This is a genomic window from Microvirga terrae, assembly GCF_013307435.2.
GTDB classification, from domain to species: domain Bacteria; phylum Pseudomonadota; class Alphaproteobacteria; order Rhizobiales; family Beijerinckiaceae; genus Microvirga; species Microvirga terrae.
In genome coordinates, this window is the sequence record NZ_CP102845.1 from 5,219,649 (window position 1) to 5,246,517 (window position 26,869).

General features: G+C 65.4%; 24 protein-coding genes. 10 read left to right on the top strand and 14 right to left on the bottom strand.

Annotation, left to right across the window (positions count from 1 at the left end; all coding sequences use genetic code 11):
- Window positions 1-12 precede the first annotated feature (12 nt).
- Window positions 13-1,125 (top strand): Ldh family oxidoreductase, encoded by a 1,113-nt coding sequence (locus tag HPT29_RS24430; protein WP_173946768.1) that lies wholly within the window; start codon window positions 13-15, stop codon window positions 1,123-1,125.
- A 73-nt stretch (window positions 1,126-1,198) separates the two neighbouring features.
- Here the strand turns inward: HPT29_RS24430 and HPT29_RS24435 are convergent, their stop codons facing one another.
- The 11 genes from HPT29_RS24435 to HPT29_RS24485 form a co-directional block, all read right to left on the bottom strand.
- Entirely contained in the window at window positions 1,199-2,065 is an 867-nt protein-coding gene (locus HPT29_RS24435; RefSeq protein ID WP_173946769.1) for a sugar phosphate isomerase/epimerase family protein, read from the bottom strand.
- Window positions 2,066-2,068: 3 nt separating this feature from the next.
- Window positions 2,069-3,259, bottom strand: coding sequence for a dihydrodipicolinate synthase family protein (locus HPT29_RS24440; protein WP_173946770.1), 1,191 nt, complete (start codon window positions 3,257-3,259; stop codon window positions 2,069-2,071).
- Window positions 3,246-4,433: a Gfo/Idh/MocA family protein gene (locus HPT29_RS24445; RefSeq protein WP_173946771.1), complete on the bottom strand. Its 1,188-nt coding sequence runs from the start codon at window positions 4,431-4,433 to the stop codon at window positions 3,246-3,248. Before HPT29_RS24445 ends, HPT29_RS24440 begins: the two co-directional genes overlap by 14 nt.
- A 12-nt stretch (window positions 4,434-4,445) precedes the next feature.
- Entirely contained in the window at window positions 4,446-5,834 is a 1,389-nt protein-coding gene (locus HPT29_RS24450; RefSeq protein ID WP_173946772.1) for an enolase-like domain-containing protein, read from the bottom strand.
- A 5-nt stretch (window positions 5,835-5,839) separates the two neighbouring features.
- Entirely contained in the window at window positions 5,840-6,664 is an 825-nt protein-coding gene (locus tag HPT29_RS24455; protein ID WP_173946773.1) for an ABC transporter ATP-binding protein, read from the bottom strand.
- 17 nt (window positions 6,665-6,681) lie between these two features.
- The gene (locus tag HPT29_RS24460; protein WP_173946774.1) at window positions 6,682-7,689 is read right to left on the bottom strand and encodes an ABC transporter substrate-binding protein; all 1,008 of its coding nucleotides are present in this window, start codon (window positions 7,687-7,689) and stop codon (window positions 6,682-6,684) included.
- 34 nt (window positions 7,690-7,723) lie between these two features.
- Window positions 7,724-8,530, bottom strand: a complete 807-nt coding sequence (locus tag HPT29_RS24465) for an ABC transporter permease (protein WP_173946775.1) — start codon at window positions 8,528-8,530, stop codon at window positions 7,724-7,726.
- A 121-nt stretch (window positions 8,531-8,651) separates the two neighbouring features.
- Window positions 8,652-9,293 (bottom strand): TetR family transcriptional regulator, encoded by a 642-nt coding sequence (locus tag HPT29_RS24470; RefSeq protein WP_173946776.1) that lies wholly within the window; start codon window positions 9,291-9,293, stop codon window positions 8,652-8,654.
- Between the two features lie 104 nt (window positions 9,294-9,397).
- A complete protein-coding gene (locus HPT29_RS24475; RefSeq protein WP_173946777.1) occupies window positions 9,398-10,855 on the bottom strand; it encodes an FAD-binding oxidoreductase in 1,458 nt (485 codons plus the stop codon).
- A 62-nt stretch (window positions 10,856-10,917) separates the two neighbouring features.
- Window positions 10,918-11,856: a dihydrodipicolinate synthase family protein gene (locus HPT29_RS24480; RefSeq protein WP_173946778.1), complete on the bottom strand. Its 939-nt coding sequence runs from the start codon at window positions 11,854-11,856 to the stop codon at window positions 10,918-10,920.
- A 76-nt stretch (window positions 11,857-11,932) separates the two neighbouring features.
- Window positions 11,933-12,901, bottom strand: a complete 969-nt coding sequence (locus tag HPT29_RS24485) for a Bug family tripartite tricarboxylate transporter substrate binding protein (protein WP_173946779.1) — start codon at window positions 12,899-12,901, stop codon at window positions 11,933-11,935.
- Window positions 12,902-13,255: 354 nt separating this feature from the next.
- Here HPT29_RS24485 and HPT29_RS24490 point away from each other — a divergent pair, with 354 nt between their 5' ends.
- The 3 genes from HPT29_RS24490 to HPT29_RS24500 all read left to right on the top strand — a co-directional run bounded on the left by HPT29_RS24490 (window position 13,256) and on the right by HPT29_RS24500 (window position 16,986).
- Window positions 13,256-14,044: a FadR/GntR family transcriptional regulator gene (locus HPT29_RS24490; protein WP_173946780.1), complete on the top strand. Its 789-nt coding sequence runs from the start codon at window positions 13,256-13,258 to the stop codon at window positions 14,042-14,044.
- Between the two features lie 116 nt (window positions 14,045-14,160).
- On the top strand, window positions 14,161-15,882 hold the full coding sequence (gene araD / locus HPT29_RS24495; RefSeq protein ID WP_173946781.1) for an L-arabinonate dehydratase: 1,722 nt from the start codon (window positions 14,161-14,163) through the stop codon (window positions 15,880-15,882).
- Window positions 15,883-15,942: 60 nt separating this feature from the next.
- A complete protein-coding gene (locus HPT29_RS24500; protein WP_173946782.1) occupies window positions 15,943-16,986 on the top strand; it encodes an aldose epimerase family protein in 1,044 nt (347 codons plus the stop codon).
- A gap of 6 nt (window positions 16,987-16,992) precedes the next feature.
- On the opposite strand, the gene HPT29_RS24505 is transcribed toward HPT29_RS24500, so the two are convergent.
- The 3 genes from HPT29_RS24505 to HPT29_RS24515 form a co-directional block, all read right to left on the bottom strand.
- Window positions 16,993-17,787, bottom strand: a complete 795-nt coding sequence (locus HPT29_RS24505) for an SDR family NAD(P)-dependent oxidoreductase (RefSeq protein ID WP_173946783.1) — start codon at window positions 17,785-17,787, stop codon at window positions 16,993-16,995.
- Window positions 17,780-18,715 (bottom strand): DMT family transporter, encoded by a 936-nt coding sequence (locus tag HPT29_RS24510; protein WP_173946784.1) that lies wholly within the window; start codon window positions 18,713-18,715, stop codon window positions 17,780-17,782. The genes HPT29_RS24505 and HPT29_RS24510 overlap by 8 nt, the downstream gene beginning before the upstream one ends.
- Before the next feature lie 279 nt (window positions 18,716-18,994).
- Window positions 18,995-20,605, bottom strand: coding sequence for a phosphoenolpyruvate carboxykinase (locus HPT29_RS24515; RefSeq protein WP_173946785.1), 1,611 nt, complete (start codon window positions 20,603-20,605; stop codon window positions 18,995-18,997).
- Window positions 20,606-21,119: 514 nt separating this feature from the next.
- On the opposite strand from HPT29_RS24515, the gene HPT29_RS24520 reads away from it, so the two are divergent.
- The 6 genes from HPT29_RS24520 (at window position 21,120) to ahcY (ending at window position 26,520) form a co-directional block, all read left to right on the top strand.
- On the top strand, window positions 21,120-21,818 hold the full coding sequence (locus HPT29_RS24520; RefSeq protein ID WP_099509738.1) for a response regulator transcription factor: 699 nt from the start codon (window positions 21,120-21,122) through the stop codon (window positions 21,816-21,818).
- A 79-nt stretch (window positions 21,819-21,897) separates the two neighbouring features.
- Complete coding sequence (locus HPT29_RS24525) at window positions 21,898-23,745, top strand: stimulus-sensing domain-containing protein (RefSeq protein WP_173946786.1); 1,848 nt, start codon at window positions 21,898-21,900, stop codon at window positions 23,743-23,745.
- Window positions 23,742-24,197 carry an HPr kinase/phosphorylase gene (locus HPT29_RS24530; protein WP_173946787.1) on the top strand — a complete coding sequence of 152 codons (456 nt, stop codon included), beginning with the start codon at window positions 23,742-23,744 and terminating at the stop codon, window positions 24,195-24,197. Before HPT29_RS24525 ends, HPT29_RS24530 begins: the two co-directional genes overlap by 4 nt.
- 88 nt (window positions 24,198-24,285) lie before the next feature.
- On the top strand, window positions 24,286-24,687 hold the full coding sequence (locus HPT29_RS24535; RefSeq protein WP_036360951.1) for a PTS sugar transporter subunit IIA: 402 nt from the start codon (window positions 24,286-24,288) through the stop codon (window positions 24,685-24,687).
- Window positions 24,688-24,692: 5 nt separating this feature from the next.
- Window positions 24,693-25,013, top strand: a complete 321-nt coding sequence (locus HPT29_RS24540; protein WP_173946788.1) for an HPr family phosphocarrier protein — start codon at window positions 24,693-24,695, stop codon at window positions 25,011-25,013.
- Window positions 25,014-25,119: 106 nt separating this feature from the next.
- Window positions 25,120-26,520 (top strand): adenosylhomocysteinase, encoded by a 1,401-nt coding sequence (gene ahcY, locus HPT29_RS24545; RefSeq protein ID WP_173946789.1) that lies wholly within the window; start codon window positions 25,120-25,122, stop codon window positions 26,518-26,520.
- The last annotated feature ends 349 nt before the right edge of the window (window positions 26,521-26,869 follow it).

The following is a 26,869-nucleotide window of genomic DNA, read 5'->3' on the forward strand; positions in this document are numbered from 1 at the left end:
AGAGAACAGCCCATGATCGCGAGCGAGAACTTCTCGGCCGATGTGATTCGCGCCCAGATCGAGGCGATCCTGCGCGCCTGGGGCATGAGCGAGGAGAAGCTGCGCCTGACGGCCGAGGTGATGGTCGAGACCGACCTGCGCGGGATCGACTCCCACGGCATTTCGATGTTGACGCAATATGCGCAGATGCAGAAGGCCGGTCAGCTCGCGCTTCAGGCCGAACCTTGCATCGTCCGGCAGAGCGCCAGCACGGCCCTGATCGATGGCGGCGCCGGCTTGGGCCATCCCGCCGCCTTCACGGGCATGAACCTCGCGATCGAGAAGGCGCTGGCGCACGACGTCGGGGTCGTGTCGGTGTTCAACTCCCACCATTTCGGCGCCGCCGGCTACTACGCCACCATGGCGGCGGAGCGCGGGCTGATCGGCGTCGTATCGTCGACGACCCGGGTGATCTCAGTGGTGCCCACGAACGGGGTCGAGCGCGTGCTCGGCACGAACCCCATCGCGGTCGCCGTGCCGGGCGGGCGGCGTCCGAGCATCTGCGTCGACATCTCCACCAGCGTCGTCGCGGCCAACAAAGTCAAGGTTTATGCCCTGCAGGACAAGGAGCTTCCGGCCGGCTGGGTGATCGACGGCGACGGACAGCCCGTGACCGATTCCGGCCAGGCCTTCCGTCAGATTTTCGAGAGCCAGGTGGGCGGCCTCACGCCGATCGGCGGCGATGGCAGCGAGATGGGCGGTCATAAGGGTTATGGCCTCGGGCTGATCGCCCAGATCCTGTCCGGGACCCTGTCGGGCGGCTCGTTCTCGCCGGTCAGGAACCGAACCCAGAAGCCGTCCGACCCCGACAATATCGGCCATTTCTTCATGGCGTTGAATCCGGTGGCCTTCCGGCCGTTCGACGTGTTCCAGTCGGACGTGGAGACCGTCATCGACACCCTGCACGCCGTCAAGCCGATCCGCGAGGACGAGCCCGTCCTCGTACCGGGCGAGCCGGAATGGGCCGCCCGCGAGGAGCGGCTCGTCAAGGGCATCCCGATTCCCGAGACGTTGAAGCTGAAGGTGCGGGAGATCGCCGAGGCGGCCGGCGCTCCTTACCTGCTGCAATCGGCCATGGCCGCGTGAGCATGTGCGGCTCCCGCCCGTAGGCGAGAGCCATGTTTCAAGACACGATGTCAAAGATCGCGGTCGCGTTTCGTCAGACGACCGTGCGGTGCCGTTCGATGCAGGTGGCGAGCACCTCCTCCATCGGCTTGGTCCACCAGTTGTTCTCCGAGAAGATCTCGACCTCCGAGTAGCCGGCATAACCGACCGCCTCGACGGCCTCACGGATTCCGCGCAGGTCGATGACGCCGTCACCCATCATGCCGCGGTCGAGCAGCAGGTCCGTGGTGGGCACGAGCCAGTCGCAGACGTGATAGGCGAGCAGCCTGTCGTGTCCCGTGCGGCGGATCTGCTCCTTCAGCTCCGGGTCCCACCAGACGTGGTAGACGTCGACCGCAAGACCGAGCATGCCCGTGCGCTCCGGATCGACCCGGTCGCAGATGTCGAGCGCCTGGCGCATCGTGTTCACGCAGGCACGGTCGGCCGCGTACATGGGATGGAGCGGCTCGATGGCGAGAGGGAGCCCGGCCTGGCGGGAATACTCGAGCAGGGTCGCAATGCCGTCCTCGACGAGGGTGCGCGCCGCGTCGATGTCCTTCGAAGGCTGCGAGCCGGGCCGCGAGTATTGCGGCAGGCCGCCGACCACGAGAACGAGACAGGGCGCGCCGAGCGCAACCGCCTCGTCCACGGCGCGGCGGTTGTCGTCGGTCGCCTCCTGCAGCCGCGCCGCGTCGGACGGGAACATGCCGCCCCGGCAATAGCCGGAGAGCTCCAGTCCCGCATCCTTCACGGCCGCCACGGCCCGGTTGAGACCGACCGCTGCCACCTGGTCGCGCCAGGGCGAGATCGCCTTGATCTCGGCTCTGGCGCAGGCTTCCGTGATGGCCACGAGATCGCCCTGCTTCCTCACCGTGGCCGTGTTGATCGACAGGGCCCGGTGATCGCCGGAAAAGTCACGCATCCCTTACGCCTCCACCCCGTGCGTGGCCATGACGCAGCGCATGCGCTCTACGGCGAGATCCGGATCGCGCAGCAGGCCGGCCCTGTCCGCCAGGCGGAAGAGCTCGGCGAGATGCAGGGTCGAGCGTGCGCTCTCCTGTCCGCCCACCATGGTGAAGTGGTCCTGATGGCCGTTGAGATAGGCCATGAACACCACGCCGGTCTTGTAGAACCGCGTCGGAGCCCGGAAGATGTGCCGCGACAGCGGAACCGTCGGCGCGAGCGCCTCGTGGAACGCGCCGAGGTTGCCCGCCGCGAGGCTCACGAGAGCCGAGGAGGCCGCCGGCGCGATGGCGTCGAAGATGCCGAGCAGCGCGTGCGAATAGCCCTGGTCGTCGCCGGCGATCAGCTCGGCATAGTTGAAGTCGTCGCCCGTATACATGCGCACGCCCTTGTCGAGGCGGCGCCGCATGGCGATCTCCTTGTCCTTGTCGAGAAGCGAGATCTTGACGCCGTCGACCTTGGACGCATGGGCGTTGATGATCGCCACGCAGGTATCCATGGCGGCGTCGAGATCGGCCGTGCCCCAGTAGCCGGCGAGCGCCGGATCGAACATGTCGCCGAGCCAGTGGATGATCACCGGCTCCTTCGCCTGGCCGAGGATACGGTCGTAGACCTTGACGTAGTCATCGGCCGACTTGGCCACGCGGGCGAGCGCCCGCGACGCCATGAGGATGATGCGCCCGCCGACCGCCTCGATGGCGGCGAACTGCTCCTCGTAGGCGCGGATCACGTCGTCGATGCTGCGCGCCGCCTCGGGCGCGAGGTGATCCGTGCCGGCGCCGGAGAACACGAGAGCGTTCCCCCGCGCCTTGGCGGCGCCGACCGAGCGGCGGATCAGCTCGAGCGAAGTGGGCCAGTCGAGGCCCATCCCGCGCTGCGCCGTGTCCATGGCCTCGGCGACGCCGAGACCGAGATCCCAGAGACGCTCGCGGTACGCGATGGTCTTGTCCCAGTCGATGGCGGCCTGCAGCCACGGATCCGCATCGGCAAGCGGGTCGGCCACCACGTGGGCGGCCGAGAACGCGATGCGGTTCATCGGCCCGCTCACCTTGTCGGGGAAGGATTTCGGCGCGGAGAGCTTATAGGTCTCCAGGCTGCGATCCGCCTGGGGCAGGCGGATCGACAGGGCGCTGATGGTCTCAGGCCGGTTCATGCTGCTTCTCCTTCGAGGCGCCGACATTCAGCGGCGGCACGTCGACCCAGCGACGCTCGCGCCAGCTCTCGAGAGCGCATTCGACGAGCTGCACGCCCTTGGCGCCTTCCACGAGGGTGTACTTGTACGGCGCATCCTCGACCACGTGGCGGACGAACATCTCCCACTGGGTCTTGAAGCCGTTGTCATAGACCGTATTGTCGGGGACCGGCTGCCAGGTGTCGTAGAAGTCGATGGTCTGCTTCTGGTCCGGGTTCCAGACCGGCCGCGGCGTGGCCTGGCGCGGCTGGATCACGCAATCGGTCAGGCCGGCGACCGCCGAGCCGTGCGTTCCGTCCACGTGGAAGGTGACGAGGTCGTCGCGATACACGCGGGTGCACCAGGACATGTTGATATGGGCGATCACGCCGCCGTCGAGCATGAAGGTGGCGTAGGCGGAATCATCGGCCGTCGCCTGATAGGCTTTGCCCTTCTCGTCGACGCGCTCGGGGATGTGCGTCGAACCGATGCAGGACACCGAGCGCACCTCGCCGAAGAGATTGTCGAGCACGTAGCGCCAGTGGCAGACCATGTCGAGGATCATGCCGCCGCCGTCCTCGGAGCGGTAGTTCCAGGACGGGCGCTGGGCCGGCTGGCCCCAATCGCCCTCGAACACCCAGTAGCCGAACTCGCCGCGTACGGAGAGCATACGGCCGAAGAAGCCGGAATCGCGCAGCATCTTCAGCTTCTGCAGGCCGGGCAGGAACAGCTTGTCCTGCACGGTTCCGTTCTTCACGCCCTTCTCGCGGGCGAGACGGACGATCTTCAGGGCCTCCGGCAGGTTCGTGGAGATCGGCTTCTCGCAATATATGTGCTTGCCGGCATTGATGGCCTGCTCGAGCAGGGTCGGGCGCATCTGCGTCGTGGCCGCGTCGAAGAAGATCTCGTCCTTCGGATCGGCGATGGCCGCGTCGAGGTCGGTCGTCCAGCGGTCGATGCCATAGGTCTTGGCGAGTTCCTGGATCTTGTCCGCGTTGCGTCCGACCAGGATCGGGTCGAGCTGAACCCTCGATCCGTCCGACAGCGTCACGCCGCCCTGGGCCCGGATGGCCGCGACGGAGCGGATGAGATGCTGGTTCATTCCCATGCGGCCGGTGATGCCATGCATCACGATGCCCAATCTGCGCTGAGTCATAGCAAAAGTCTCCTATCGACGATGATGGTGTGCGAGCGGAACGAGACTGCTCCAGTCGGGCTCGGCGCCGCTGGCGAACCCTGGAATAGACAACAGGGACGTGGTCGGGAGCGACCCGCGTTCGACAGCAAGGCCCAGGCGGCCGCCCTGCTCCCGGTAGAGATCGGGATGCGCGGCCGCAAAGCGCGCCGCTTCCGCGTCCGACGCGAGGCCGAAGCCCTCGACGTAATGGTGGCCGTTGCGTTCGGCGTGGGGTAGGCCGAGGGTCGCGACGAGCGCGGTATCCTGCTGGATCCCAAGCCCTGCCTGGCACGTGAGATCCTCTGCGGAAACGAAGTACCCGCCCGGTCGGATCTCGTTCAGGGCCGAGACGCGAACGGCATTCAGGATGGACTTGTAGAACCCTTTGCAGGCTTTCGAGGACACGCCGCGATAGCCGAGTTCGACCGCCTGCGGGAAGGCATCGTCATCGCCATCCGCCTCGTCGATGATGAGCGGGATCCCGTCGGCGAGATCGCCCAGGGGCGCCGCGAAGGTCCCGGCCCGGTCGAACGGCTGCTCGATGTACATTAGGTGATTGCGGAAGGCCCGCAGCCTGCCGCCGTTCATCTCCCGCAGGAGAACCCCCAGACGTTGCGGATCGTACTGCTCGTTGGCGTCGAGGGTTGCGCGATAATCCGGAACATGCCGCGACAGGAGATCGTGGATCGCCTGCAGCCGGGCGATGTCCGCATCGACGTCGCCGCCGATCTTGATCTTGAAGAGCCTCAAGCGCGCGAGCCGGATTTCATCCTCGAGCCCGCCGGCGCCCTCCAGGGAATCGAGCAGCCCGACTGTGTGCCGCAGCAGGACGTCGCCGACCGGCTGCACGCCGCCTAAGAAGGACTGGATTCGCTCCGCGTCGAGATCCGGCGTCTGGCGCGCGTCGATGCCGAAGACGTTGCGCCGCACGCCCTCCGGGAAGCCGAGCTTCAGCGCCTTGAGAACGGCATCGGCAACGGCCTTGTCGAGGAGAGCGGGGCCGAACGAGGCGACGAGGCCGGGCAATTCCCGGTCGGCCGCCCAGGTCTTCTGGGCCGCGAAGCCTCGCACATGATGACCGAAGGCCGTGTCCCAGTCCTGAGCTTCCGCGTAGTTGCGCGCCGCCTCGCCGAGGCTCGCCTTCAGATCAGCGATGGTGTCTTGCGGCGACTTGGCCGGGTTCTTGTCGAACCATTTCGGCATCATCATTTCGGCAGTGACGCCGGCTGCCGTACCATTGCCCTCCACCTCGGCGACGACCCGAACGAAGGCCTGCGGCGCCTCGTCGACGGTCACGAGGCCAAACCGGAACGGCCGCGCGAAGCGCATGGGACGCTCGAAGGTCTGGATCTCGAGGATACGGAGCCGGACGCCGGACATGGTTTTCAATCCAGGTGGCCGCGGGCGTAGAAATGCGCGCGGATCTTCTGCGTGAGATCGACGAAGGTCGGATGCCCCATGACGTCCAGATCACGCGGTCGCGGCAGCGTAACGTCGTAGATCGCCGCAATCGTCCCGGGCCGTTCCGACATGACGACCACGCGGTCCGCGAGGAACACCGCTTCGGGAATCGAGTGGGTGATCAGAAGGATCGTCTTGCCCGTCTCGTGGTGGATCCGCTGCAGCTCGAGGTTCATGCGCTCGCGCGTCATGGCGTCGAGGGCGCCGAAGGGCTCGTCCATGAGGACGATCTTCGGATCGTGCACCAGCGCGCGACAGATGGCGGTGCGCTGCTGCATGCCGCCGGAGAGCTGCCAGGGATACTTGTTCTGAAAGTCCTCGAGCCCCGCCATGGACAGGAGCTTGCGCGCGCGGGCGAGATGGGTCGCCCGGTCGAGCTTGCGCACCTCGACCGGGAGCATCACGTTGCGCAGCACCGAACGCCAGGGCAGGAGCACCGGGCTCTGGAACACGATGCCCACGTCGTCCGGCGGATCCTTCACGGCGACACCGCCGATCTGGACCTGGCCCTCCGTCGGCGGGATGAGGCCGGCCACGAGCTTCAGGAGCGTGGACTTGCCGCATCCCGAAGGCCCGACCACGGCGACGAACTCGCCTTCCGTGATGTCGAGATTGATCGGCCGCAGGGACGGCACGTCGCCGCCCCGGGTGCGATAGGTCTTCGCGAGATTGCGGATCTCGATCATATTGCGAGGCGCGGACGCCTCGCTTCTGGGTTCGCTGCCCGGAACGACACGAAGATGTGCCATGGCATGCGCCTGCCTGCTCACTGGGTGGCCTTCGGCAGGAAGTCGCGGGTGTAGAAGGCTTTGGGATTCTCCTTCGCCGACGGGTCGAGACCGCCGTACTCGATGAGGAGATTCACCGTCTCGGCCATGTTGGCATCGGTGACGTTGAACGGACGCTGGTTCTTCGTGTCCTCCGTGCGGTAGAGCGGGATCGTCAGCTCGAAGCCCTCCTGCAGGGTGTCGGGCTTGCCGGCCTTCGGCAGCGCCTTCAGGACCGCCTGCGTGGCCTCGGCCGGAGCCTTTTCCGCACCCTCGATGGCCTTGGTGGTCGCGCTCATGAAGCGGCGCACGAGATCGGTCTTGTCCTTCAGGGTGTCCTTGTGCGCGATGATGCCCGAGGAGACGAGGTTGACGCCGTAATCCGCGAACATGACCGGCGTGACGTTCTTCCCCGTCGCGTCCTTGATCTTCATGCTCTGGTCCATGACGTAGCCCAGGAGCACGTCGGCCTGACCGTTGATGACCGCATTGAGCTTCGTCTGCGCGTCACCGGACACGATGCGCATCTCGCTTTCCTTGAGACCTGCTTTCTTGAGGAAGAGCGGCCAGATCTGCGACATGGAATCGCCGGGCGTCGTCGCGACCGTCTTGCCGCGCAGATCCTCGGCCTTGCGGATGTTCTTCTCGGAAAAGCCCATCGCCGACATGGGATTCTTCTGCAGCAGCACCCCCGGAGACATGACGGGAGCGCCCTTCACGGCGGCGCGGATCATGGTCGGGACGTCCGCATAGGCGAAGTCGACGGTCTTGGCCGCCACGGCCTGCACGGTCACGGCCGAGCCGCGCCCTTCCTGAATCTCGAGATCGATGCCCTCGGCGGCGTAGAGGCCCTTCTCCTTGCCGTAGAAGAACGGCGCATGCTCGCCATAGACGTACCAGTTGAGCATCAGCACGACCTTGTCGGCGGCCTGAGCCGGCAGCGACACGAAGGGCATGAGAGCCGTCGCGGCAAAGAGGGTGGCTTTCAGGAACGTACGCTTCTTCATCAGTTTCCTCCGGTTGGTGCCCCGCCCTTATGGTTCAGGCGGTTGCTGCAAAGTCGTGCCGCTGGCTGGCGTGCCACGGCACGGTGAAACGTTCGATGAGGTCGATGATCCAGAACAGGATGACGCTGATCAGCGCCAGGATCACGAGCGCCGCGAACATGGTCGGCAGCTCGAAATTGCCGATGGACCGCTGCAGGACGAACCCGATGCCCGAATTGGCGCCCACGAACTCTCCGACCACCGCGCCGACCACGGCCAGCGTCACGGAGACCTTCAGGCCCGCGAAGATGGCCGGCATGGCATGCGGCAGGCTCACCATGGTGAAGGCCTGGAGGCGGGACGCCTTCATGGAGCGGACCAGATCGCGCATCTCGGGGTCGAGCGACTTGAAGCCCTGCACGCCGGCGACCACCACGGGGAAGAAGCCGAGCAGGAAGGCCGAGATCACCTTCGGGGCCATGCCGAAGCCGAACCACACCACGAAGAGGGGCGCCACTGCGACCTTGGGGATCGACTGCGAGAAGACGAGCAGCGGGTAGACGTAGGATTCGACGGTGCGCGACCCGGCGATCAGCATGGCGATCGGGATCCCGAACGCAGCGGAGAGGAAGAACCCGCCGAGCGTCGCCATGGTGGTCGGAACGGCCTCGATGAGCAGCTTGTCGCCCTCATTCCAGAACGCCACCGCCACATCCTTCGGGGGCGGGACCAGGTAGGCCGGAATGGCGAAGATGCGAACCGTCAGGTCCCAGAGTACGACGGTCAGGATGAGAAGCCCGAACGGCTTGATCCAGGCGGAGTTCAGCAGGGTCTGACCGGCGCGCGCGAGCTTCGACGTCATGAAGCGTCTTCCTCAAGGGCGTTTCCAAAGCGTATGTCGGAGGCGGCTTCTGCCGCTCTATGTAACCAACTGGTTAATTAGACGCCCGGTTGTCAGACATGTCAAGCGCCGATTGGAAAATTCAGGCGCGCACGCCGGCCAGGACGAAATCGACCACGTGGTCGATCCGCTCCTTCATGGCAGGAGCCGACAGAAGCTCGCGCCCGAAGGCTACGGACAGGGTATAGACGTTCGACAAGTAGAAGTAGCAGAGCCCCGCAATGGACACGTAGAGCTGAACCGGATCGATCCCGGGCCGAATGTCCCTGGACGTTTCACCGCGCTTCAGGATGACGCCGATCGTCTCGATCACCGGGGAGTTCATGGTGTGCACCTGCTGCGACTTCTTGAGGTGCTTGGCCCGATGCTGGTTCTCGGTGTTGAGCAGCATCATGAATTCGGGATGCCGGACGAAGTAATTCCAGGTGAAGCGTACGAGCTCCTCGAGGGCCTGCAGCGGTGTCAGCTCCTCGAGATGAAGCTCCCGCTCGGCCGCCCGGATATGATCATAGGCCGCCTCGAGGGTCGCCAGGAATAGCGCCTCCTTGCTCCCGTAATAGTAGTAGAGCATGCGCTTGTTGGTGCGGGCGGCCTCCGCAATCTGATCGACGCGCGCGCCGCCATAGCCGTGGCCGGCGAACTCCGCCGTGGCAGCCTCCAGGATCCGCCGCTTCGTCGCTTCGGCGTCTCGGATGACCTGTTTGCTGACGGCAGGAGCGTTCATGACAATCCAGATTGCTGCAGCTTTGCCGTGGCAAGGCCGGCGTGCGGGTTCAGCCTTGTACCATCACCGGACGGCAAACCGAAGCCGCCAGGACGGCGCCCGCATCAGGCCTTGCGGGCCACAGGCAGGGCGGGCGGCAGATCTCCCGTCACGGCGACGACCTTTCCGGGGTTGAGGATGTTCTGTGGGTCGAGAGCCTGCTTCAACGTCCTCATCAGGTCCAGGGCGACCGGATCCTTGTAGCGCGCCAGCTCGTCGCGCTTGATGAGGCCGACCCCGTGCTCGGCGGAAATCGAGCCGTTCATCGCATGAACGATGTCGTGGACGATGCGGTTGAAGCGCTCCCACTGCGCCAGGAAGAGCGACCTCTCCATGTCGACAGGCTGGGTCAGGTTGAAATGGATGTTGCCGTCGCCGAAATGCCCGAAGGCGCAGACCCGCACGCCCGGCAGGGCTTCCTCGCAGGCCTTGCTCGCCGCGACGATGAAATCGGCAACGTCCGAGACGGGCACCGAGACGTCGTGCTTGATCGACCCTCCCTCGAGCCCCTGCACGTCGGAGAGGCTTTCCCGCAGGTGCCAGAGCGCCGCATTCTGGGCCTCGCTGGTCGCGATGGTCGCGTCCTCGATGGTGCCGCTCTCGAATGCGGCTCCCAAGGATCTTTCCAACTGTTCGCGCAGGTCGAGATCGGGATCGGGCGACGACACTTCGATCAGCGCGTAGGCGAGGTGATCGCCCGCGAGCGGTCGGACGGCCCCGGACGCATGTCTCAGCACGATCTCCAAGGCAAAGCGTGGCAGGTACTCGAAGGCCGTCAGCTCGTCGCCCATGGTCCGGCGCAGGCTCTCGAACAGGCCGAGCGCCGCATGAGGCGAGGCGCATCCCACGAAGGCCACGACCTGGGCCTTGGGCCGCGGGAACAGCTTCAGCACCGCGGCCGTGATGATGCCCAGCGTTCCTTCAGAGCCGACAAAGAGGTTCTTGAGGTCGTAGCCGGTGTTATCCTTGCGCAGACCTTTCAGGCCATTCCAGATCCGCCCGTCGGCGAGAACGACCTCGAGCCCGAGCACGAGATCGCGGGTATTGCCGTAGCGCAGGACGTTCACGCCGCCCGCATTGGTCGCGATATTGCCGCCGATCCGGCACGAGCCCTCGGAGGCAAGGGAAAGCGGGAAGATGCAATCCACCTCGCTTGCGGCATCCTGAACGGTCTTCAGGATGCAGCCCGCCTCGACCGTGATGGCGGCGTTGAAGGCATTCACCTCGCGGACGCGGTCGAGCCGGGCGAGCGACAGGACAATGCCGGTGTGCGGCACCCCGCCGCCGACGAGCCCGGTATTGCCGCCCTGGGGCACGATCGCGACCTGCGCCTTCGCGCATTCCCGCACCACGAAGGCGACCTCCTCCGTGGTGCCGGGACGGACCACGGCGAGAGCGGCGCCGCGATAGAGCTTTCGCTCCTCGACGAGGTAGCCTTCCATCGCGGCGGGATCGACGATGACGTGCTTGGCTCCCAGGCGTGCGGCGAGCACGCCCAGGAGATCGGAATGGGTTTCAGGCATGGATATCACGAGCGCCCTGCATGCTGCCGGCTCAAGCCGGCCGACCGACGATGCCGGTCACATTACGCGGCAGCGGCCTGCTGTCGAGCGGTCATTTCGGCCGCCAGGAGAGCCTGCGCGGCTTCCTTGATCTCTCCGTGGATCGCCGGATCGGCCTCGGTGAGGAGCGGCAGGATCGGGCCCATGTCGGCGACGCCCGACAGGGACACGGCCGTGTGGAGAACTCGGATCGCGTTGTGGCGCTCGCGGATCGCCTCGAGAGGCAGGAAGACTTCGAGGAGGCGCTTGGCCTCGGCCTCGTCGCCGCGCTTCAGCGCATGAAGGTAGGCCATCGACAGGTGCGGCGCGATGCACACGCAGCCTGCCGTGAAGCCGGCCAGCTTGAAATGCGTCAGATGCGGGAAGGCCGGAGGCTCGCCGAAGCCGCTCACGATCCGCTCCGCTCCGACCGCGTCGATCAGCTCCTGCAGGTAGGAATCCTGCGTCAGGTCGGTGCGCGGCACCGCGTATTTGATGCCGAAGACGGCGCCCTGCTCGACCAGCCGGCCCATCGCCTTGGCGGGCACATACTGATCGGTCTTGATGTAGACGATAAGCGGAACGCCGGACCGGCTCACGAAATCCTCGAGCCCGCGCACCACGCCGTCCGGCGTCTGCGGGGCGATCATCGGCAGCGCCATCGCGACCGGATAGCGGCGGCTCTTGAGGATCGCCGCCTCGTCGACGAGCTTGCCCCAATCCGGGCCGACCGAGGGGATCAGCCAGGTGCTGTCGGCGACCGAATCCTCCAGGCTGTCGAGCCAGTCGGCAAAGCGCGAGACCGGCCAGTTGTGCACGTTGGCGTTGCCGCCATAGAGCAGCGTCGACACGCCGCCGGCCTCGAGATGGCGGATCAGCTTCGCATTGGCGTCCGGGTTGACCTCGAGATCAGGCGTCAGGGCAAAGGGCGGAACCGCCAGAACGGAGCGGGCAAGTTCGGAGGTTTCGATCTTCGTCAGCATGGATGCGGTCTCGCTGTTTCAGGGGCGGTTTGGGATCGGATGGGCATCGCCCGGTTTCATTCTCAAGAATCGGCTCTCACTGGCCGAGCTGGATGCCGACGGCCTTGACCACCTCGGACCATTTCTGCCGCTCGGCCTGGATGTACTCGGCGAACTGCTGCGGGGTCATCGGTGCCGGCGTCGAGGCCAGCTCGGCGGCCTTCTTCTGGACCTCGGGCTTCTCGAGAATGGTCTTCACGTCGGCCGCGATGGTGTCGACGATGGCCGGCGGCGTGCCGACCGGCGCCCAGAGCCCGTTCCAGGAGGTGGCATCGAACCCGGTCAAGGTCTCGGCGACCGTCGGGATATCCGGCGCCTGCGGGCTGCGCTCGGGGCTCGTGACGGCGAGCGCTCGGACGGTGCCGGCCTGCGCCTGAGGCCATGCGATGGTCATGTTGTCGAAAGCCAGGTCGATATGTCCGCCGAGCAGGCCGTTGACGATGTCCTGGGAGCTGCGGAACGGCACGTGGGTCATCTTCGCGCCGGTCTTGAGCTGGAACAGCTCGGCCGCCAGATGCTGCGACGTTCCGGCTCCGGACGAGCCGTAGTTCAGCTTGCCCGGGTTCTGCTTGGCGTATTCCACGAATTCCGCAAAGGTCTTCGCCGGAACCTTGGGTGTCACCACAAGAAGGTTGGGGAGCTTGGCCAGGCCGGTGATCGGGATGAAGTCCTTCTCGGCGTCGTGAGGGAGGTTCTTGTAGAGGAACGGGTTGATGGCATGGGTGCTCACCGTGCCGACGAGGAGCGTATGACCGTCAGGCGCAGCCTTGGCGACAGCCGTCGTCCCGATATTGCCGCCCGCTCCCGGACGATTCTCGATGACGAAGGGCTTGCCGTATTTGGCCTGAAGCTGCTCGGCCACGATGCGGGCGAACAGGTCGGTCGTGCCCCCGGCGCCGAACGGCACGACGATCGTGACCTGCTTCTGCGGCCAAGCGGGGCTTTGCGCCTGCGCGGCGCCAAGACCGAGCAGCGAGAGGCCGATCGCCGCGAGCAACTTCCTCATGTGTTCTCTCCCTGATTCCCGTTTTCATTGAACTTCGGCATCGGAATTGCAGCCCATCTTGTATGGCAACATACAAATTTTGACAAGCGGACATGAATGAGATCATAATCGTTCCGCGCAGGGGCACCTTTCCACCAGGATATGTGCCTGTAATAACGATTTCTTTTGACTTGGGAGAGCCCAGCAAGTAGTGAGACATACGACAAGTTGGCCTTCCGAACCAGGCAAATCACCTGACAGGCCGGCCGCTGCACCGGAACTCGGCGCAGTCTTGGCGGATCGTTTCCGAACAACCGGCAGCGACCCTGGACCCCTTCAGCATTCAGCGCCTCGAAACAGGCACTCAACGGCCCCATGAACGAACGCTCTTTCCTATCCGGCCTGTCCCTCAACACCGTCGCCCGCAAGCGCAATCTCGTGAGCGATCTGGCGGAGGCGATCTCACGCGAGATCGCCGAGGGACGGCTGCAGGCAGGTGATCGTCTGCCCACCGAAGCCGAACTGGCATCGGCCGCCGGCGTCAGCCGGACGGTGGTGCGCGAGGCCGTGGCGGCCCTCAAGGCGGCGAAGCTTGTCCAGACCCGCCAGGGCGCCGGCGCCTTCGTGCTCCCGCCCCCGCCGAAATCGGATTTCTTCGCGTCTCTCAGCAACGGCGAGGTCGATGACATCCTGGCCATGCTGGAGCTGCGCCTGGCCGTGGAAGTGGAAGCGGCCTCGCTGGCGGCCGTGCGCCGGACCGACGAGGAGTTGGCCGCGCTCGACCGCGCCCTGGAGAACATCACCAAGGGCGAAGACTACGGCATCGCGGCGGATCTGGAATTCCACCGGATCCTTGCGGGCGCGACCAAGAACCCGTATTTCGCGCGCTTCCTGGATTTCCTCGGGGAGTTCGCCGTACCCCGCCGCCTGGGCCAGGTTACCCCGGTCGGGGAGGATCAGCGCCAGCGCGACTATCTCGGCGTGATCGAGCGGGAGCACCGGGCGATCCGGGATGCGATCGCCATGGGCGACTCGAACCTCGCGGCCGCCATGATGCGCGCGCATCTCGCCAACAGCCGCAACCGGTATTCGGCCCGGATGCTGCAGGTCTCGGCCAAGCCCGCGTCCAAACCGATCAAAGTCCGGTCGGCTGCGAAAGCCTAGACGCCGCAGGCAAAACGGCCCTCTGCCCTTGACAGCAGGGGCCAAAACGGCGACCAATTTCTAAATTTGTATGATATATGGCTTTTGCGCCGCGAGGCGCAGGGAGAGAAACGAGAATGGCCAAGCGATCGCCCGAGCAATTGAGGAGCCACCGTTGGTTCGGCGTCACTGATCTGCGGTCCTTCGGGCATCGATCCCGAACGCTTCAGATGGGCTATGCGCGTGAGGACTTCATGGGCAAGCCGGTGATCGCGATCATCAACACCTGGAGCGACATCAATCCCTGCCACGCCCATTTCCGCGTGCGCGTCGAGGACGTGAAGCGCGGCGTGTGGCAGGCGGGCGGCTTCCCCATTGAGCTCCCCGCCCTGTCGCTGTCGGAGAACTTCGTCAAGCCGACCACGATGCTCTACCGCAACCTCCTCGCCTTGGAGGTGGAGGAACTCCTGCGCTCGCATCCCATCGACGGCGCGGTGCTCATGGGCGGCTGCGACAAGACGACACCCGCGACCGTCATGGGGGCGATCAGCATGAACCTGCCGATGATCTTCATGCCGGCCGGCCCCATGATCCGTGGCCACCATGGCGGCACGATCCTTGGCTCGGGCTCCGACATCTGGAAGTACTGGGCCGAGAAGGAAGCCGGCACCATCACGAACCAGCAATGGAACGACATGGAGGCGGGCATCGCGCGCTCGCCGGGCACCTGCATGACCATGGGCACGGCCTCCACCATGACGTCCATCGTCGAGACGCTCGGGCTTAGCCTGCCCGGCGCCGCCTCCATCCCGGCCGTCGACGCCGCGCATCCGCGCATGGCGAGCCTCACCGGCCGGAAGATCGTCGAGATGGTCTGGGACGATCTCAAGCCGAGCGACATTCTCACCCGCCGCTCGTTCGAAAATGCCCTGATGGTCCACAATGCCCTTGCCGGCTCGACGAACGCGATGATCCATCTCGTGGCGATGGCAGGACGCGCGGGCGTCGAGGTGAACCTGCAGGATTTCGACGACTTCGCCCAGAAGGTTCCGGTGATCGCCAATCTCCGACCGTCGGGCGAGTGGCTGATGGAAGACTTCCACATCGCCGGCGGCATTCGCGGCCTTCTCTCGCGCCTCGCCCCGATGCTCCATCTCGACGAGCGCACCGTGGCCGGGACCCTGCGGGACGCGCTCGAAGGTGCGGCCGTCTACAACGATGACGTGATCCGTCCGCTCGACAAGCCGATCGCCGCCTCCGGGGGCACGGCCATCCTGCGCGGCAACCTGGCCCCGAAGGGCTGCGTGATCAAGCCGCCCGCCGCAGAAGCGCGGCTGCTGCAGCACACGGGTCCGGCGATCGTCTTCGACACCTATGACGAGATGACGAAGGCCGTGAACGACCTCGACCTCGACGTCACGCCCGATCACATCATGGTGCTGCGCAATGCGGGTCCCATCGGCGGTCCGGGCATGCCGGAATGGGGCATGCTGCCGATCCCGAAGAAGCTCCTCAAGCAGGGCGTGCGCGACATGCTGCGCATCTCCGATGCCCGCATGAGCGGCACGAGCTACGGCGCCTGCATCCTGCACGTCTCGCCGGAGGCCCATATCGGCGGCCCGCTCGCGGCCGTGCGCACGGGCGACCTCATTACCGTCGACGTGCCGAACCGTTCGATCCATCTTCATGTGAGCGACGAGCAGATCAAGGACCGCCTGCGCACCTGGTCGCCGCCGCCGCGCGACTACCCGCGCGGCTACAACAAGCTCTTCGCGCAGCACATCCGCCAGGCGGACGAGGGCTGCGACTTCGACTTCCTCGAAGGATCCGGCGGCGTGCCGGAGCCCGAGATCCACTGATCCTCCCCCTGCCGACGGCCCTGCCTCCCGGTGGCGCCGCCGGCTTTTTCGTGTCCGCTCATGAGCATTCAAAAAACCGCCTTCGGGGCCATCGACGGTCAGCCGGTCGAGGCCTTCGAGATCGAAACCGGCCCTGTCCGTGCGACGATCATCACCTATGCGGCCGCCTTGAGCCGCCTGTTCGTTCCGGACGGCGAGGGACAAGCCGCCGATATCGTTCTGGGCTATGACGATCCGGCTTCCTACGTGCAAAACCGCGGCTCGGCGGGCGCGATCTGCGGCCGTTTCGCCAACCGCATCGCGGATGCGCGCTTCACGCTCGATGGCGAGACCTATACCCTGTCGCCGAACGAGCCGCCGAACCACATCCATGGCGGCTTCGGCGGCTTCAGCAAGCGGATCTGGACAGGTGAGCCCGATACGGCCGACAACGCCGTCCGGCTGACGTTGCACCGGCCCGACGGCGACGAGGGCTATCCCGGCGCCGTGACCACGTCAGTGACCTATCGTCTGACCGGTGACCCGGCACTCGAGATCGTCATGGAGGCGACGACGGACCGCCCGACGGTGGTGAACCTGGCCTATCACGGCTATTGGAACCTCGCCGGCCACGGTTCCGGCCATGTCCGCGACCAGCACCTGCTGATCGACGCCGACCGCTATACACCGGTCGGGCCCGGCAAGATTCCCACCGGCGCGTTCGCGCCCGTGGCCGGAACGGCATTCGATTTCAGATCGTTACGTCCCATCGGCGCGATGATCGACGACACGACCCAGCTCCCCGAGGCCGGCTACGACCACAATTTCTGTCTCGACGACCGGGGGGAGCCCCTGCGCCGCGCGGCCCGTGCAGTGGATCCCGTCTCACGCCGGGGCTTGGAGATCTGGACCAATCAGCCCGGTGTTCAGTTCTACACGGCCAACCATTTCGGCAAGGTGCCGGCCGTCGGCAAAGGCGGCGCCGTTTACGAGAAGCATGCGGGCTTCGCGCTCGAGACGCAGAACTTCCCGAACGCTCCGAACATCCCGCATTTCCCCTCGGCGGTGCTGCGCCCCGGCGAGACCTATCGCCACGTGATGCGCATTCCGTTCTTCGTCGCGTGAGTCTGATCAGATCCCGGACGCGAGATAGCCTCCGTCGACGTTGAGCACGGTTCCGGTGACGAATCCCGCGGACGGAGAGGCCAGATAGATCGCCGCGCCCACGAGTTCGTCGAGCTGCCCGAAGCGGCCCGCGGGCGTTCTCAGGAGCGCATTGCCCTTGCGCTTTTGACTCATCTTGGCCTGGTTCAGCTCGGTCATGAAAAATCCCGGCGAGATCGCGTTGACGCGCACGCCCCGGTCGGCCCATTCGGCGGCCAGAGTCTTCGTCACCCCGACGACGCCGTGCTTGCTCGCGGCGTAGACCGAGGCGAGCGGCCAGCCGCGATGGGCGGCAAGCGACGCGATGGTGATGATCGAGCCCGACCTGCGCTCCAGCATGTGCCGGCCGAAGCGCGTACAGGTGAAGAACACGCTGCGCAGGTTCGTCTGCATGATCCCGTCATACTCGTCCGGCGTGACCTCCTCGGCAGGCTTGAGGATGGTCGTGCCCTGGCACGCGACCAGAATGTCCACAGACCCGAAATCGGTCAGGACGGACGCGACGAGGCCGTCGATCTCCTCCGGGTGCGCCGCGTCGACCACGTAGCCGCGCGCTGCCGGATCAGTTTCCTGCAGGCGCTGTGTCGCCTCCTCCAGTTTTGCCGACGTTCGCGCTGCAATCGCCACCCTGGCACCGCCGGCCTGGAAGCCATGCGCGATGGCGTTGCCGATCCCGCTCGACCCTCCGACGATGACGGCCGTCTTGCCTTGCAACGATAGCGTCGATCCTGTCGGCAGCACGGTGTTTTGATGCTCAACCAAGCTTCTTCCCCTCGAGACATTGCGGCTGCACGGAAGGCTCCACTCGTTCGGCCCCGCTCCTGCGCAGTTGCGCCATCCTGTTCTCGGCCCGCCGCCCGTGAGCGAGCAGGTACAAGACCGATCCGATCACCACGAAGGCGCCGGCGAGCACATGCGGCTTCGGCTCGTCGCCGAACACGAACAGGCCGATCGGCAGGGCCCAGACGAGCTTGGTGTACTGCATGGGAGCGACGCTGGACGCAGGCGCCCGGCGCAGGGCCTCCAGCATGAGGAACTGCGCCGACACCATCACGAATCCGGACAAAGTCACCAATCCCAGATCGCTCCATGCGGGCGCATGGCTCAGGTACATGCCGGGCAGGCTCGCAGTCAGCTGTCCGGCCATCACGGCGGCCACCATGATGGCGCGGTTTTCCTGCGAGCCGATCGTGCGCATGATCAGAATGACGCCGGCACCGACGAAGACATTGAGGAACGCCGCCAGATGCCCGAGGGACAGGGCCGTATAGCCCGGCTGCACCATGATCAGGATGCCGGAAAAGCCCACGAGGATCGCGCCCCATCGCGCCGGCCCCGTGCGCTCGCCGAGAAGCCACGCGGCCGCCACCGTGACGACGAGGGGCGAGCCGAAGGTGATGGCGTAGACGTCGGCGAGCGGCAGGAGCGAGAAGGCATAGAAGCCGGAGACCGTGCCGATTCCGGCCAGGAATCCTCGGCCGATCAGCATCTTGGGGTTCCGAACGGCCGAGAGCCGGCAGGCTTTGTCGCGCCAGATGACGATGCCCACCACGATGCAGGCGACGCCTGCCTGCATGGCGATGATCTGGAAGATGGGGTAACGCAGGGAGAGAAGCTTCACCAGGGTGTCGCTGGTCGCAAACAGACCATTTGCGGCGATCGCGAAGAGCACACCTGTCAGACGGAGCAAGGGCGTATCCCACCGGGTTCAGGCCCGCCGACAGCAGGCTCACGTTATTTGCATGTCATCATACATGTTTTCGGATGCGCTGGAATTCGCCGGACGCATGGGTGGGAAGCGCTGCCGGCGCATCGGTGGGTGTTGGATGATCCTGGCACGGAGCATCGTTCGGTGCCGGAGCATCTTGGCACGGCGAAGCGTCAGCCACATGCCAGTTCGGTGTCCGTCGGCGGCCCATGAAAAAGGCGGCCCGGGGGCCGCCTTCTGGAGGGATGGGATCGAAACCCGTCAGGCCGCGATCGAGGTCTGCGGTCCGGCGGAGCGAACGTCCGAGTCCACGTGGCTCTCGAAGCGCTTGAAGTTCTCGTTGAACATGTCGATCAGGCGCTTGGCGGTCTCGGCGAACTCCGCCTTGTTCTGCCAGGTCTTCACCGGATAGAGGATGTGCGGCTCGACGCCCGGCACCGAGGTCGGGACCGCGAAGCCGAAATAGGGATCGCGGCGGAAATCGGCCCGGGAGAGCGAGCCGTCGAGCGCCGCCGTGAGGAGGCGGCGGGTGACGCGGATCGGCATGCGCCGGCCGACGCCGTACTTGCCGCCGGTCCAGCCGGTGTTGACGAGCCAGCAATCCACGTGGTGCTTGGCGATGAGATCGCGCAGCAGGTTGCCGTATTCGGACGGGTGCCGCGGCATGAAGGGCGCGCCGAAGCAGGTCGAGAAGGTCGCCTCCGGGTCCTTCACGCCCTTCTCCGTGCCGGCCACCTTGGCCGTGTAGCCGGACAGGAAGTGGTACATCGCCTCGGCCGGGGTCAGCTTCGCGATGGGGGGCAGCACGCCGAAGGCATCGCAGGTGAGCATCACGATGTTCTTCGGGATGCCCGCGCGGCCCGTGGCGCTCGCATTGGGAATGAAGTCGAGCGGATAGGCGCAGCGCGTATTCTCCGTCTTCGACGCGTCGTCGAAATCGGGAATGCGGGTGATCGGGTCGATGGTCACGTTCTCCAGCACCGTGCCGAAGCGCTCGGTGGTCGAGAAGATCTCCGGCTCGGCCTCGCGCGACAGGCGAATGGTCTTGGCGTAGCAGCCGCCCTCGAAGTTGAACACGCCGTTCGGGGTCCAGCCATGCTCGTCGTCGCCGAGCAGGACGCGGTCGGGATCGTTGGAGAGCGTTGTCTTGCCCGTGCCGGAGAGGCCGAAGAACACGGCCACGTCGCCCCGGTCGCCCACATTGGCCGAGCAGTGCATGGGCATGATCTTCTGGGCGGGCAGCACGTAGTTGAGATAGGTGAAGACCGACTTCTTCATCTCGCCCGCATAGGACGTGCCGCCGATGAGCACGATCTTGCGCTTGAAGTCGCAGGCGATGACCGTTTCGGTGCGGCAGCCGTGACGGGCGGGGTCCGCCTTGAAGGACGGCAGGTCGATGATGGTCAGCCCGGGCACGTAGTCGGCGAGCTCGCCGCGATCCGGACGGATCAGCAGGTTGCGGATGAAGAGCGAGTGCCAGGCGAATTCCGTGAACACGCGGGCCTTGACCCGATAGGCCGGATCGGCGCCGCCGTAGAGATCCTGGGCGAACAGCTCCTTGCCTTCCGCATGGGCCAGGAAGTCGGCCAGCAGGGTGTCGAAATGGCCCGGCGTGATGGCGCCGTTGTTGTCCCACCAGACGGTGCTTTCCGTGGTCTCGTCGCGCACCACGAACTTGTCCTTGGGCGAGCGGCCCGTATGCACGCCGGTGTCCGCCAAGAGCGCCCCGCCCTGCACGAGCCGGGTCTCGCCGCGGGTCAGGGACTGCTCGTAGAGCGCGGGCGCCTCGAGGTTCCAGTAGACCCGTTTGAGGTTGCGGAGGCCGGAGACCTCAGCCCCCTGTGCGCTGTTGAACACGCCGATATTTTCCACGGAAGACTTCTCCTGGTTGGCGGTCGCCGCGCAGCCGGAACAGCCGCCGTCCGATGACCGTCACATGGGGTGGGCCAAACAATCCAGGCAAAACTTTGCCGTCTCGCTTGAACATGGAACCTTCTTTAGGTCAGCTGACGGTGCCGTCAACTCAGGTTGTTTCATCGCATTCTATTTTCCCAGGAACCAGACCTCCATCCGTCGTAATCCCTCGAATTTCAAAGCACTTTTGGAATTCTTTCGTATGATGAGGGAGATTTCCCGCCGGGCTCCAGGCCCTTGCCGCTACGGCACGGTGGCCGCTTGGCCAACCTGTCCAAATCGTAACCGCCCATTCATCGACGGTTGAACCCACCGCCCTTAAGCACCACTATCTGGACCGCCCCTGGTCACAGACGGGGCGAAACCATATTTATGCCACGAGAAAGGCGCAGTTGGGACGTTTTAGGACCCTCTGCGTTGTCAGACGAGTCAGAACGCTGACAATCGTCCGTGCCAAGCTAAGGAAGAGTTCATGCCAACGATCGCCCTTGTCGATGACGATCGCAACATCCTGACCTCTGTTTCCATCGCCCTCGAAGCGGAGGGCTATCGCATTCAGACCTATACGGATGGGGCCTCGGCCCTCGACGGGCTCAAGCATGCGCCGCCGGACCTGGCGATCTTCGACATCAAGATGCCGCGCATGGACGGAATGGAGCTCCTGCGCCGCCTGCGGCAGAAATCGGACCTGCCGGTGATCTTCCTGACCTCCAAGGACGAGGAAATCGACGAGCTGTTCGGCCTCAAGATGGGCGCCGACGACTTCATCCGGAAGCCTTTCTCCCAGCGCCTTCTCGTCGAGCGCGTGAAGGCCGTTCTGCGGCGTTTCGCGCCCAAGGACCAGACTGCCCCCAAGGAGGCCGATCCGAAGGCTCTCGAGCGGGGCCAGCTCAAGATGGATCCCGAGCGCCACGCCTGCACCTGGAAGGGCGAGCCGGTCACCCTCACGGTGACGGAATTCCTGATCCTGCAGGCGCTCGCCACGCGCCCCGGAGTGGTGAAAAGCCGCAACGCCCTGATGGATGCGGCCTATGACGATCAGGTCTATGTGGACGACCGCACCATCGACAGCCACATCAAGCGCCTGCGCAAGAAGTTCAAGTCGGTTGACCAGAGTTTCGAAATGATCGAGACCCTCTACGGCGTGGGCTACCGCTTCAAGGAAGCCTGACGCCTTGACGCGCAAGCAACCTGGAAAGACGGCCATGGTCCGGTGGACGCAAACCCGGACCGTGCCTTGAACGAGTGGCATGAAGGCTGACCCCATCCACGCCGAGGCGGCGTTCGACGATCCGCCCGCTCCCCAGGGGGCCCTGGCCCGGCTGAAGCATTTCGGCCGCATGATCGTGCAGCGCGGCTCGTCGAGCCTGACGCGCCGGATCGTCGTGCTCAATCTGGCCGGGCTCGTGGCCCTGCTGATCGGCTTCCTGTATCTCAACCAGTTCCGCGAGGGCCTGATCGAAGCCCGGGTCCAGAGCCTTCTCACCCAGGGCGAGATCATCGCCGGGGCGATCGCAAGCTCCGCGACGGTGGAGACCAACACCATCACCATCGATCCGGATCAACTCCTGCAGATGCAGGCCGGCGAGACCGAACGCTTCACCGACGAATCCTTCTCGGCCCTGGAATTCTCCATCAATCCGGAGCGCGTCGCCCCCCTGCTGCGCCGGCTGGTGACGCCGACCAAGACCCGCGCCCGCATCTTCGACCGCGAAGGCGCGCTCCTGCTCGATTCCAGGTCGTTCTATTCCCGCGGCGACATCCTGCGCATGGATCTGCCGCCGGTCGCCAATGTGGAGAACACGACAAGCTTCATCGAGCGGACGTGGAACAGCCTCCGCAAGATGTTCCGGCGCACCGTGCGGCCCGTTCTGGAGGAAGTCGGCCCCGCCAACGGCAAGTCCCTTCCGGAAGTCCAGCAGGCCTTCGCCGGCCAGCAATCGAGCGTGGTGCGCGTCAACAACCGCGGCGAGACCATCGTGTCGGTGGCCGTGCCGATCCAGCGCTTCCGCACGATCCAGGGCGCGCTCCTACTGTCGACCCAGGAAGGCGACATCGACGCCATCATCGCGTCCGAGCGCTTCGCGCTGCTCCAGGTGTTCCTGGTGGCGGCCGTGGTGATGATCGTCCTGTCGCTCTTCCTCGCCGGCGCGATCGCCGGTCCGGTCCGGCGGCTGGCGGAAGCCGCCGAGCGGGTGCGCTGGGGCACGAAGTCCCGCCAGGAGATCCCCGACTTCACCGGCCGCGCGGACGAAATCGGCCACCTCTCGGGCGCCCTGCGGGACATGACCAAGGCGCTCTACAACCGCATCGACGCCATCGAGAGCTTCGCGGCGGACGTGGCCCACGAGCTGAAGAACCCGCTGACCTCCCTGCGCAGCGCCGTCGAGACCCTGCCGCTCGCCCGCAACGACGAGTCGCGTCAGCGTCTCCTGTCGATCATCCAGCACGACGTGAAGCGCCTCGACCGGCTGATCAGCGACATCTCGGATGCCTCGCGCCTTGATGCGGAGCTCGCCCGCGCCGACGCGGAGCCCGTGGATATGGTCCGCCTTCTGGACGCGGTGGTGTCGGTCGCCAACGAGCGGCGCCAGGGGCACGACCCGCTCATCACCCTGAGCATCGACCGGCAGGCACAGGGCCGCGACGCGTTCCTCGTCCTCGGCCACGACAGCCGCCTGGGTCAGGTCTTCAACAACCTGATCGACAACGCCCGCTCCTTCTCGCCGCCCGACGAGCCCGTGAAGGTCTCCATGCGCCGCCGCAGAAACCAGGTGGAAATCCTGGTGGAGGACAGCGGCCCCGGCATCGAGCCCGATGCTCTCGACCGGATCTTCGAGCGCTTCTACACGGACCGCCCCGAGCAGGGCTTCGGCCAGAATTCCGGCCTCGGCCTGTCCATCTCGCGCCAGATCATCGAGGCCCATCGCGGAACGATCCGGGCCGAGAACCGGCTCGGTCCTCCCGACGAGGACGGCGAGCCCGAGCGCCTGGGCGCCCGCTTCGTGATCCGTCTTCCGGTCGAAGGCGTGAAGGCCAAGAAGGAGCAGGAGAGGAAGGACAGGGCCAGGCGCGATCCCGGGAAGAAAGCCCCGTGAGCGAGGCGCAGACGATCCACGCCGGCTGCGTGCTGGTCGGCGAGGCCGGGCTCCTGATCCGGGGCCCGTCGGGATCGGGCAAGTCGACGCTCGCCCGCGAGGTGGTGTCGCTCGCCCTCAGGGCCGGCCGGTTCGGCCGGCTGGTCAGCGACGACCGTACGCGCCTTGAGGCACTCCATGGCCGCCTGCTGGCGCGGCCCGTGGATCCACTCGGCGGCAGCATCGAGGTCTTCGGTCTGGGCATCGTCCGGCAGGCCTTCGAGCCCGCGGCCGTCATTCGCCTGGTGGTCGATCTCTCAGAGGATCCGGCCCGCTATCCCGACGTGGAGGACGGGCATGTCGTCCTGTGCGGCGTCATGGTCCCTCGCATCCGGATGCAGGCCGGGGCAATCTCCGCAGACGTCGCCATGGGCTGCCTGAGTGGTCTGCGCGACACGGTCGTGACACTGTGATGAACTTTTCCTCTCAATGCTCTTGCGCTTGGCTTCGCGGTGCACAAAATAGCGGCTCCGCTCTCGGAGCGTTCGGACTTGTAACATTATGATTGGAATGGTGCTCGTCACCCACGGGCAGCTCGCGACGGAATTCAAAGCGGCGCTTGAGCATGTCGTGGGGCCCCAAGAGCAGCTCGAAACGATCACGATCGGCCCCGACGACGACATGGAGACACGGCGCAAGGACATCATGGCCGCCGTGTGCCGGGTCAACTCGGGACAGGGAGTCGTGGTTCTGACGGACATGTTCGGCGGCACGCCGTCGAACCTGGCCCTCTCCTGCATGAACGGGGGCTCCGTCGAGGTGGTCGCGGGCATCAATCTGCCCATGCTGATCAAGCTGGCTTCCGTCCGGGATGAGGAGCCCCTGTCCGACGCGGTCTCCCATGCCCAGGAGGCGGGGCGCAAGTACATCAACATCGCCTCGCGCGTCCTCTCCGGAAAGTAAGCTTCATGGACCGGCCCTTCGATCAGGACTGCCCGCCTGCCGCCGTGCCGGATGGAGCCGAGGTCCGGGAGCTTCCCATCATCAACCGCCGGGGCCTGCACGCCCGCGCCTCTGCCAAGTTCGTTCAGACCGTCGAGCGCTTCAATTCCGACGTCACCGTGACCCGCTGCGGCGAGACCGTGGGCGGGCGCTCGATCATGGGACTGCTGACCCTGGCGGCCGCCCAGGGCACCTCGATCACCGTCACGGCCAAGGGCGAGGACGCCGCCCTCTGCCTCCAGGCCATCGACGACCTGCTCGCCAACCGGTTCGGCGAAGACGAGTGATCGAAGCAGACATATAAAGACATCTTTATATCTTGATTGCCTCTCCCCGCGAGCTCTGCTAGAGACTGCGCCAATTCAACCGAACAGGCGCAAGAGAAAGGCCATCATGGCACAGGATTACATCGTCAAAGACATCAGCCTTGCCGATTTCGGCCGCAAGGAGATCTCGATCGCCGAGACCGAGATGCCGGGCCTGATGGCCATTCGCGAGGAATACGGCCCGAAGCAGCCCCTGAAGGGCGCGCGCATCGCCGGTTCGCTCCACATGACCATTCAGACCGCCGTGCTGATCGAGACCCTGAAGGCTCTCGGCGCGGATATCCGCTGGGTGTCCTGCAACATCTATTCGACCCAGGACCACGCCGCCGCCGCCATCGCGGCCGCCGGCATCCCGGTCTTCGCCTACAAGGGCGAGAGCCTGAAGGAGTACTGGGACTACACCGCCAAGCTGTTCGACTGGCACGGCGGCGGCGTCCCGAACATGATCCTCGACGACGGCGGCGATGCCACCATGCTGGTCCATCTCGGCCTGCGCGCCGAGCAGGGCGACACCACCTTCCTGGACAAGCCGGGCTCGGAAGAGGAAGAGGTGTTCTTCGCGCTCATCCGGCGTCTCCTCGCCGAGAAGCCGAAGGGCTGGTTCGCCGAGATCGCCAATGCGATCAAGGGCGTGTCGGAGGAGACCACCACGGGCGTTCACCGCCTCTACATCATGGAGAAGGAGGGCAAGCTCCTCTTCCCGGCGATCAACGTCAACGACTCGGTGACCAAGTCCAAGTTCGACAACCTTTACGGCTGCCGCGAGTCGCTGGTCGACGGCATCCGCCGCGGCACGGACGTGATGATGGCCGGCAAGGTCGCCATGGTGGCGGGCTTCGGCGACGTGGGCAAGGGCTCCGCCGCCTCCCTGCGCCAGGCCGGCTGCCGCGTGCTCGTGTCGGAAGTCGACCCGATCTGCGCTCTCCAGGCCGCCATGGAGGGCTACGAGGTCACGACCATGGAGGACGCGGCTCCGCGCGCCGACATCTTCGTCACCGCCACCGGCAACAAGGACGTCATCACCCTTGATCACATGAGGGCGATGAAGGACCGGGCGATCGTCTGCAACATCGGCCACTTCGACAACGAGATCCAGGTCGCCGGCCTGAAGAACCTCACCTGGACCAACATCAAGCCGCAGGTCGACGAGATCACGTTCCCCGACGGACACCGCATCATCCTGCTCTCGGAAGGCCGCCTCGTGAACCTCGGCAACGCTATGGGACATCCGTCCTTCGTGATGTCGGCCTCCTTCACCAACCAGACGCTGGCCCAGATCGAGCTCTTCGGCCAGCAGGGCAAGTACGAGAAGAAGGTCTACACCCTGCCGAAGCACCTGGACGAGAAGGTCGCGTCGCTGCACCTGGAGAAGATCGGCGTGAAGCTCACCAAGCTTCGCCCCGACCAGGCGTCCTATATCGGCGTCTCCGAGAAGGGCCCGTTCAAGCCGGATCACTACCGCTACTGATCGGCCGTCTTCCGGCCCACAATCGAAAGCCCGGCTTCGGCCGGGCTTTTTCTTTTGTCGACGGCTGACGAATCGACAGAGTGTCGCACCGGCATGTGTGTGTCTCAAATGCAATATGGTTCGACGAATTGCGCACAGGTTCTCCAAAGGAAGTTTAAGCCGGTGTTAACCCCCTTCCTGGCGGAGTCAGGGGTAGTCTAGAGTGAACGCGAATCGACCGGCTGTGCTGTGGCTTCGAACCTGCGCCGGCAGTTCCGTTCATGCGTAGACGGTTGACCTCTGCGGCGCAGAAAAGCGCAGCCGGGGCTCGATCCAACTTGGCCTGAATGTCGGGCCGCCAATGAAGAAA

Excerpts from the sequence above, each read along its gene's own strand:
- HPT29_RS24430 (WP_173946768.1), top strand. The coding sequence starts at position 13 with ATGATCGCGAGCGAGAACTTCTCGGCCGATGTGATTCGCGCCCAGATC.
- HPT29_RS24435 (WP_173946769.1), bottom strand. The coding sequence starts at position 2,065 with ATGCGTGACTTTTCCGGCGATCACCGGGCCCTGTCGATCAACACGGCC.
- HPT29_RS24440 (WP_173946770.1), bottom strand. The coding sequence starts at position 3,259 with ATGAACCGGCCTGAGACCATCAGCGCCCTGTCGATCCGCCTGCCCCAG.
- HPT29_RS24445 (WP_173946771.1), bottom strand. The coding sequence starts at position 4,433 with ATGACTCAGCGCAGATTGGGCATCGTGATGCATGGCATCACCGGCCGC.
- HPT29_RS24450 (WP_173946772.1), bottom strand. The coding sequence starts at position 5,834 with ATGTCCGGCGTCCGGCTCCGTATCCTCGAGATCCAGACCTTCGAGCGT.
- HPT29_RS24455 (WP_173946773.1), bottom strand. The coding sequence starts at position 6,664 with ATGGCACATCTTCGTGTCGTTCCGGGCAGCGAACCCAGAAGCGAGGCG.
- HPT29_RS24460 (WP_173946774.1), bottom strand. The coding sequence starts at position 7,689 with ATGAAGAAGCGTACGTTCCTGAAAGCCACCCTCTTTGCCGCGACGGCT.
- HPT29_RS24465 (WP_173946775.1), bottom strand. The coding sequence starts at position 8,530 with ATGACGTCGAAGCTCGCGCGCGCCGGTCAGACCCTGCTGAACTCCGCC.
- HPT29_RS24470 (WP_173946776.1), bottom strand. The coding sequence starts at position 9,293 with ATGAACGCTCCTGCCGTCAGCAAACAGGTCATCCGAGACGCCGAAGCG.
- HPT29_RS24475 (WP_173946777.1), bottom strand. The coding sequence starts at position 10,855 with ATGCCTGAAACCCATTCCGATCTCCTGGGCGTGCTCGCCGCACGCCTG.
- HPT29_RS24480 (WP_173946778.1), bottom strand. The coding sequence starts at position 11,856 with ATGCTGACGAAGATCGAAACCTCCGAACTTGCCCGCTCCGTTCTGGCG.
- HPT29_RS24485 (WP_173946779.1), bottom strand. The coding sequence starts at position 12,901 with ATGAGGAAGTTGCTCGCGGCGATCGGCCTCTCGCTGCTCGGTCTTGGC.
- HPT29_RS24490 (WP_173946780.1), top strand. The coding sequence starts at position 13,256 with ATGAACGAACGCTCTTTCCTATCCGGCCTGTCCCTCAACACCGTCGCC.
- araD (WP_173946781.1), top strand. The coding sequence starts at position 14,161 with ATGGCCAAGCGATCGCCCGAGCAATTGAGGAGCCACCGTTGGTTCGGC.
- HPT29_RS24500 (WP_173946782.1), top strand. The coding sequence starts at position 15,943 with ATGAGCATTCAAAAAACCGCCTTCGGGGCCATCGACGGTCAGCCGGTC.
- HPT29_RS24520 (WP_099509738.1), top strand. The coding sequence starts at position 21,120 with ATGCCAACGATCGCCCTTGTCGATGACGATCGCAACATCCTGACCTCT.
- HPT29_RS24525 (WP_173946786.1), top strand. The coding sequence starts at position 21,898 with ATGAAGGCTGACCCCATCCACGCCGAGGCGGCGTTCGACGATCCGCCC.
- HPT29_RS24535 (WP_036360951.1), top strand. The coding sequence starts at position 24,286 with ATGATTGGAATGGTGCTCGTCACCCACGGGCAGCTCGCGACGGAATTC.
- HPT29_RS24540 (WP_173946788.1), top strand. The coding sequence starts at position 24,693 with ATGGACCGGCCCTTCGATCAGGACTGCCCGCCTGCCGCCGTGCCGGAT.
- ahcY (WP_173946789.1), top strand. The coding sequence starts at position 25,120 with ATGGCACAGGATTACATCGTCAAAGACATCAGCCTTGCCGATTTCGGC.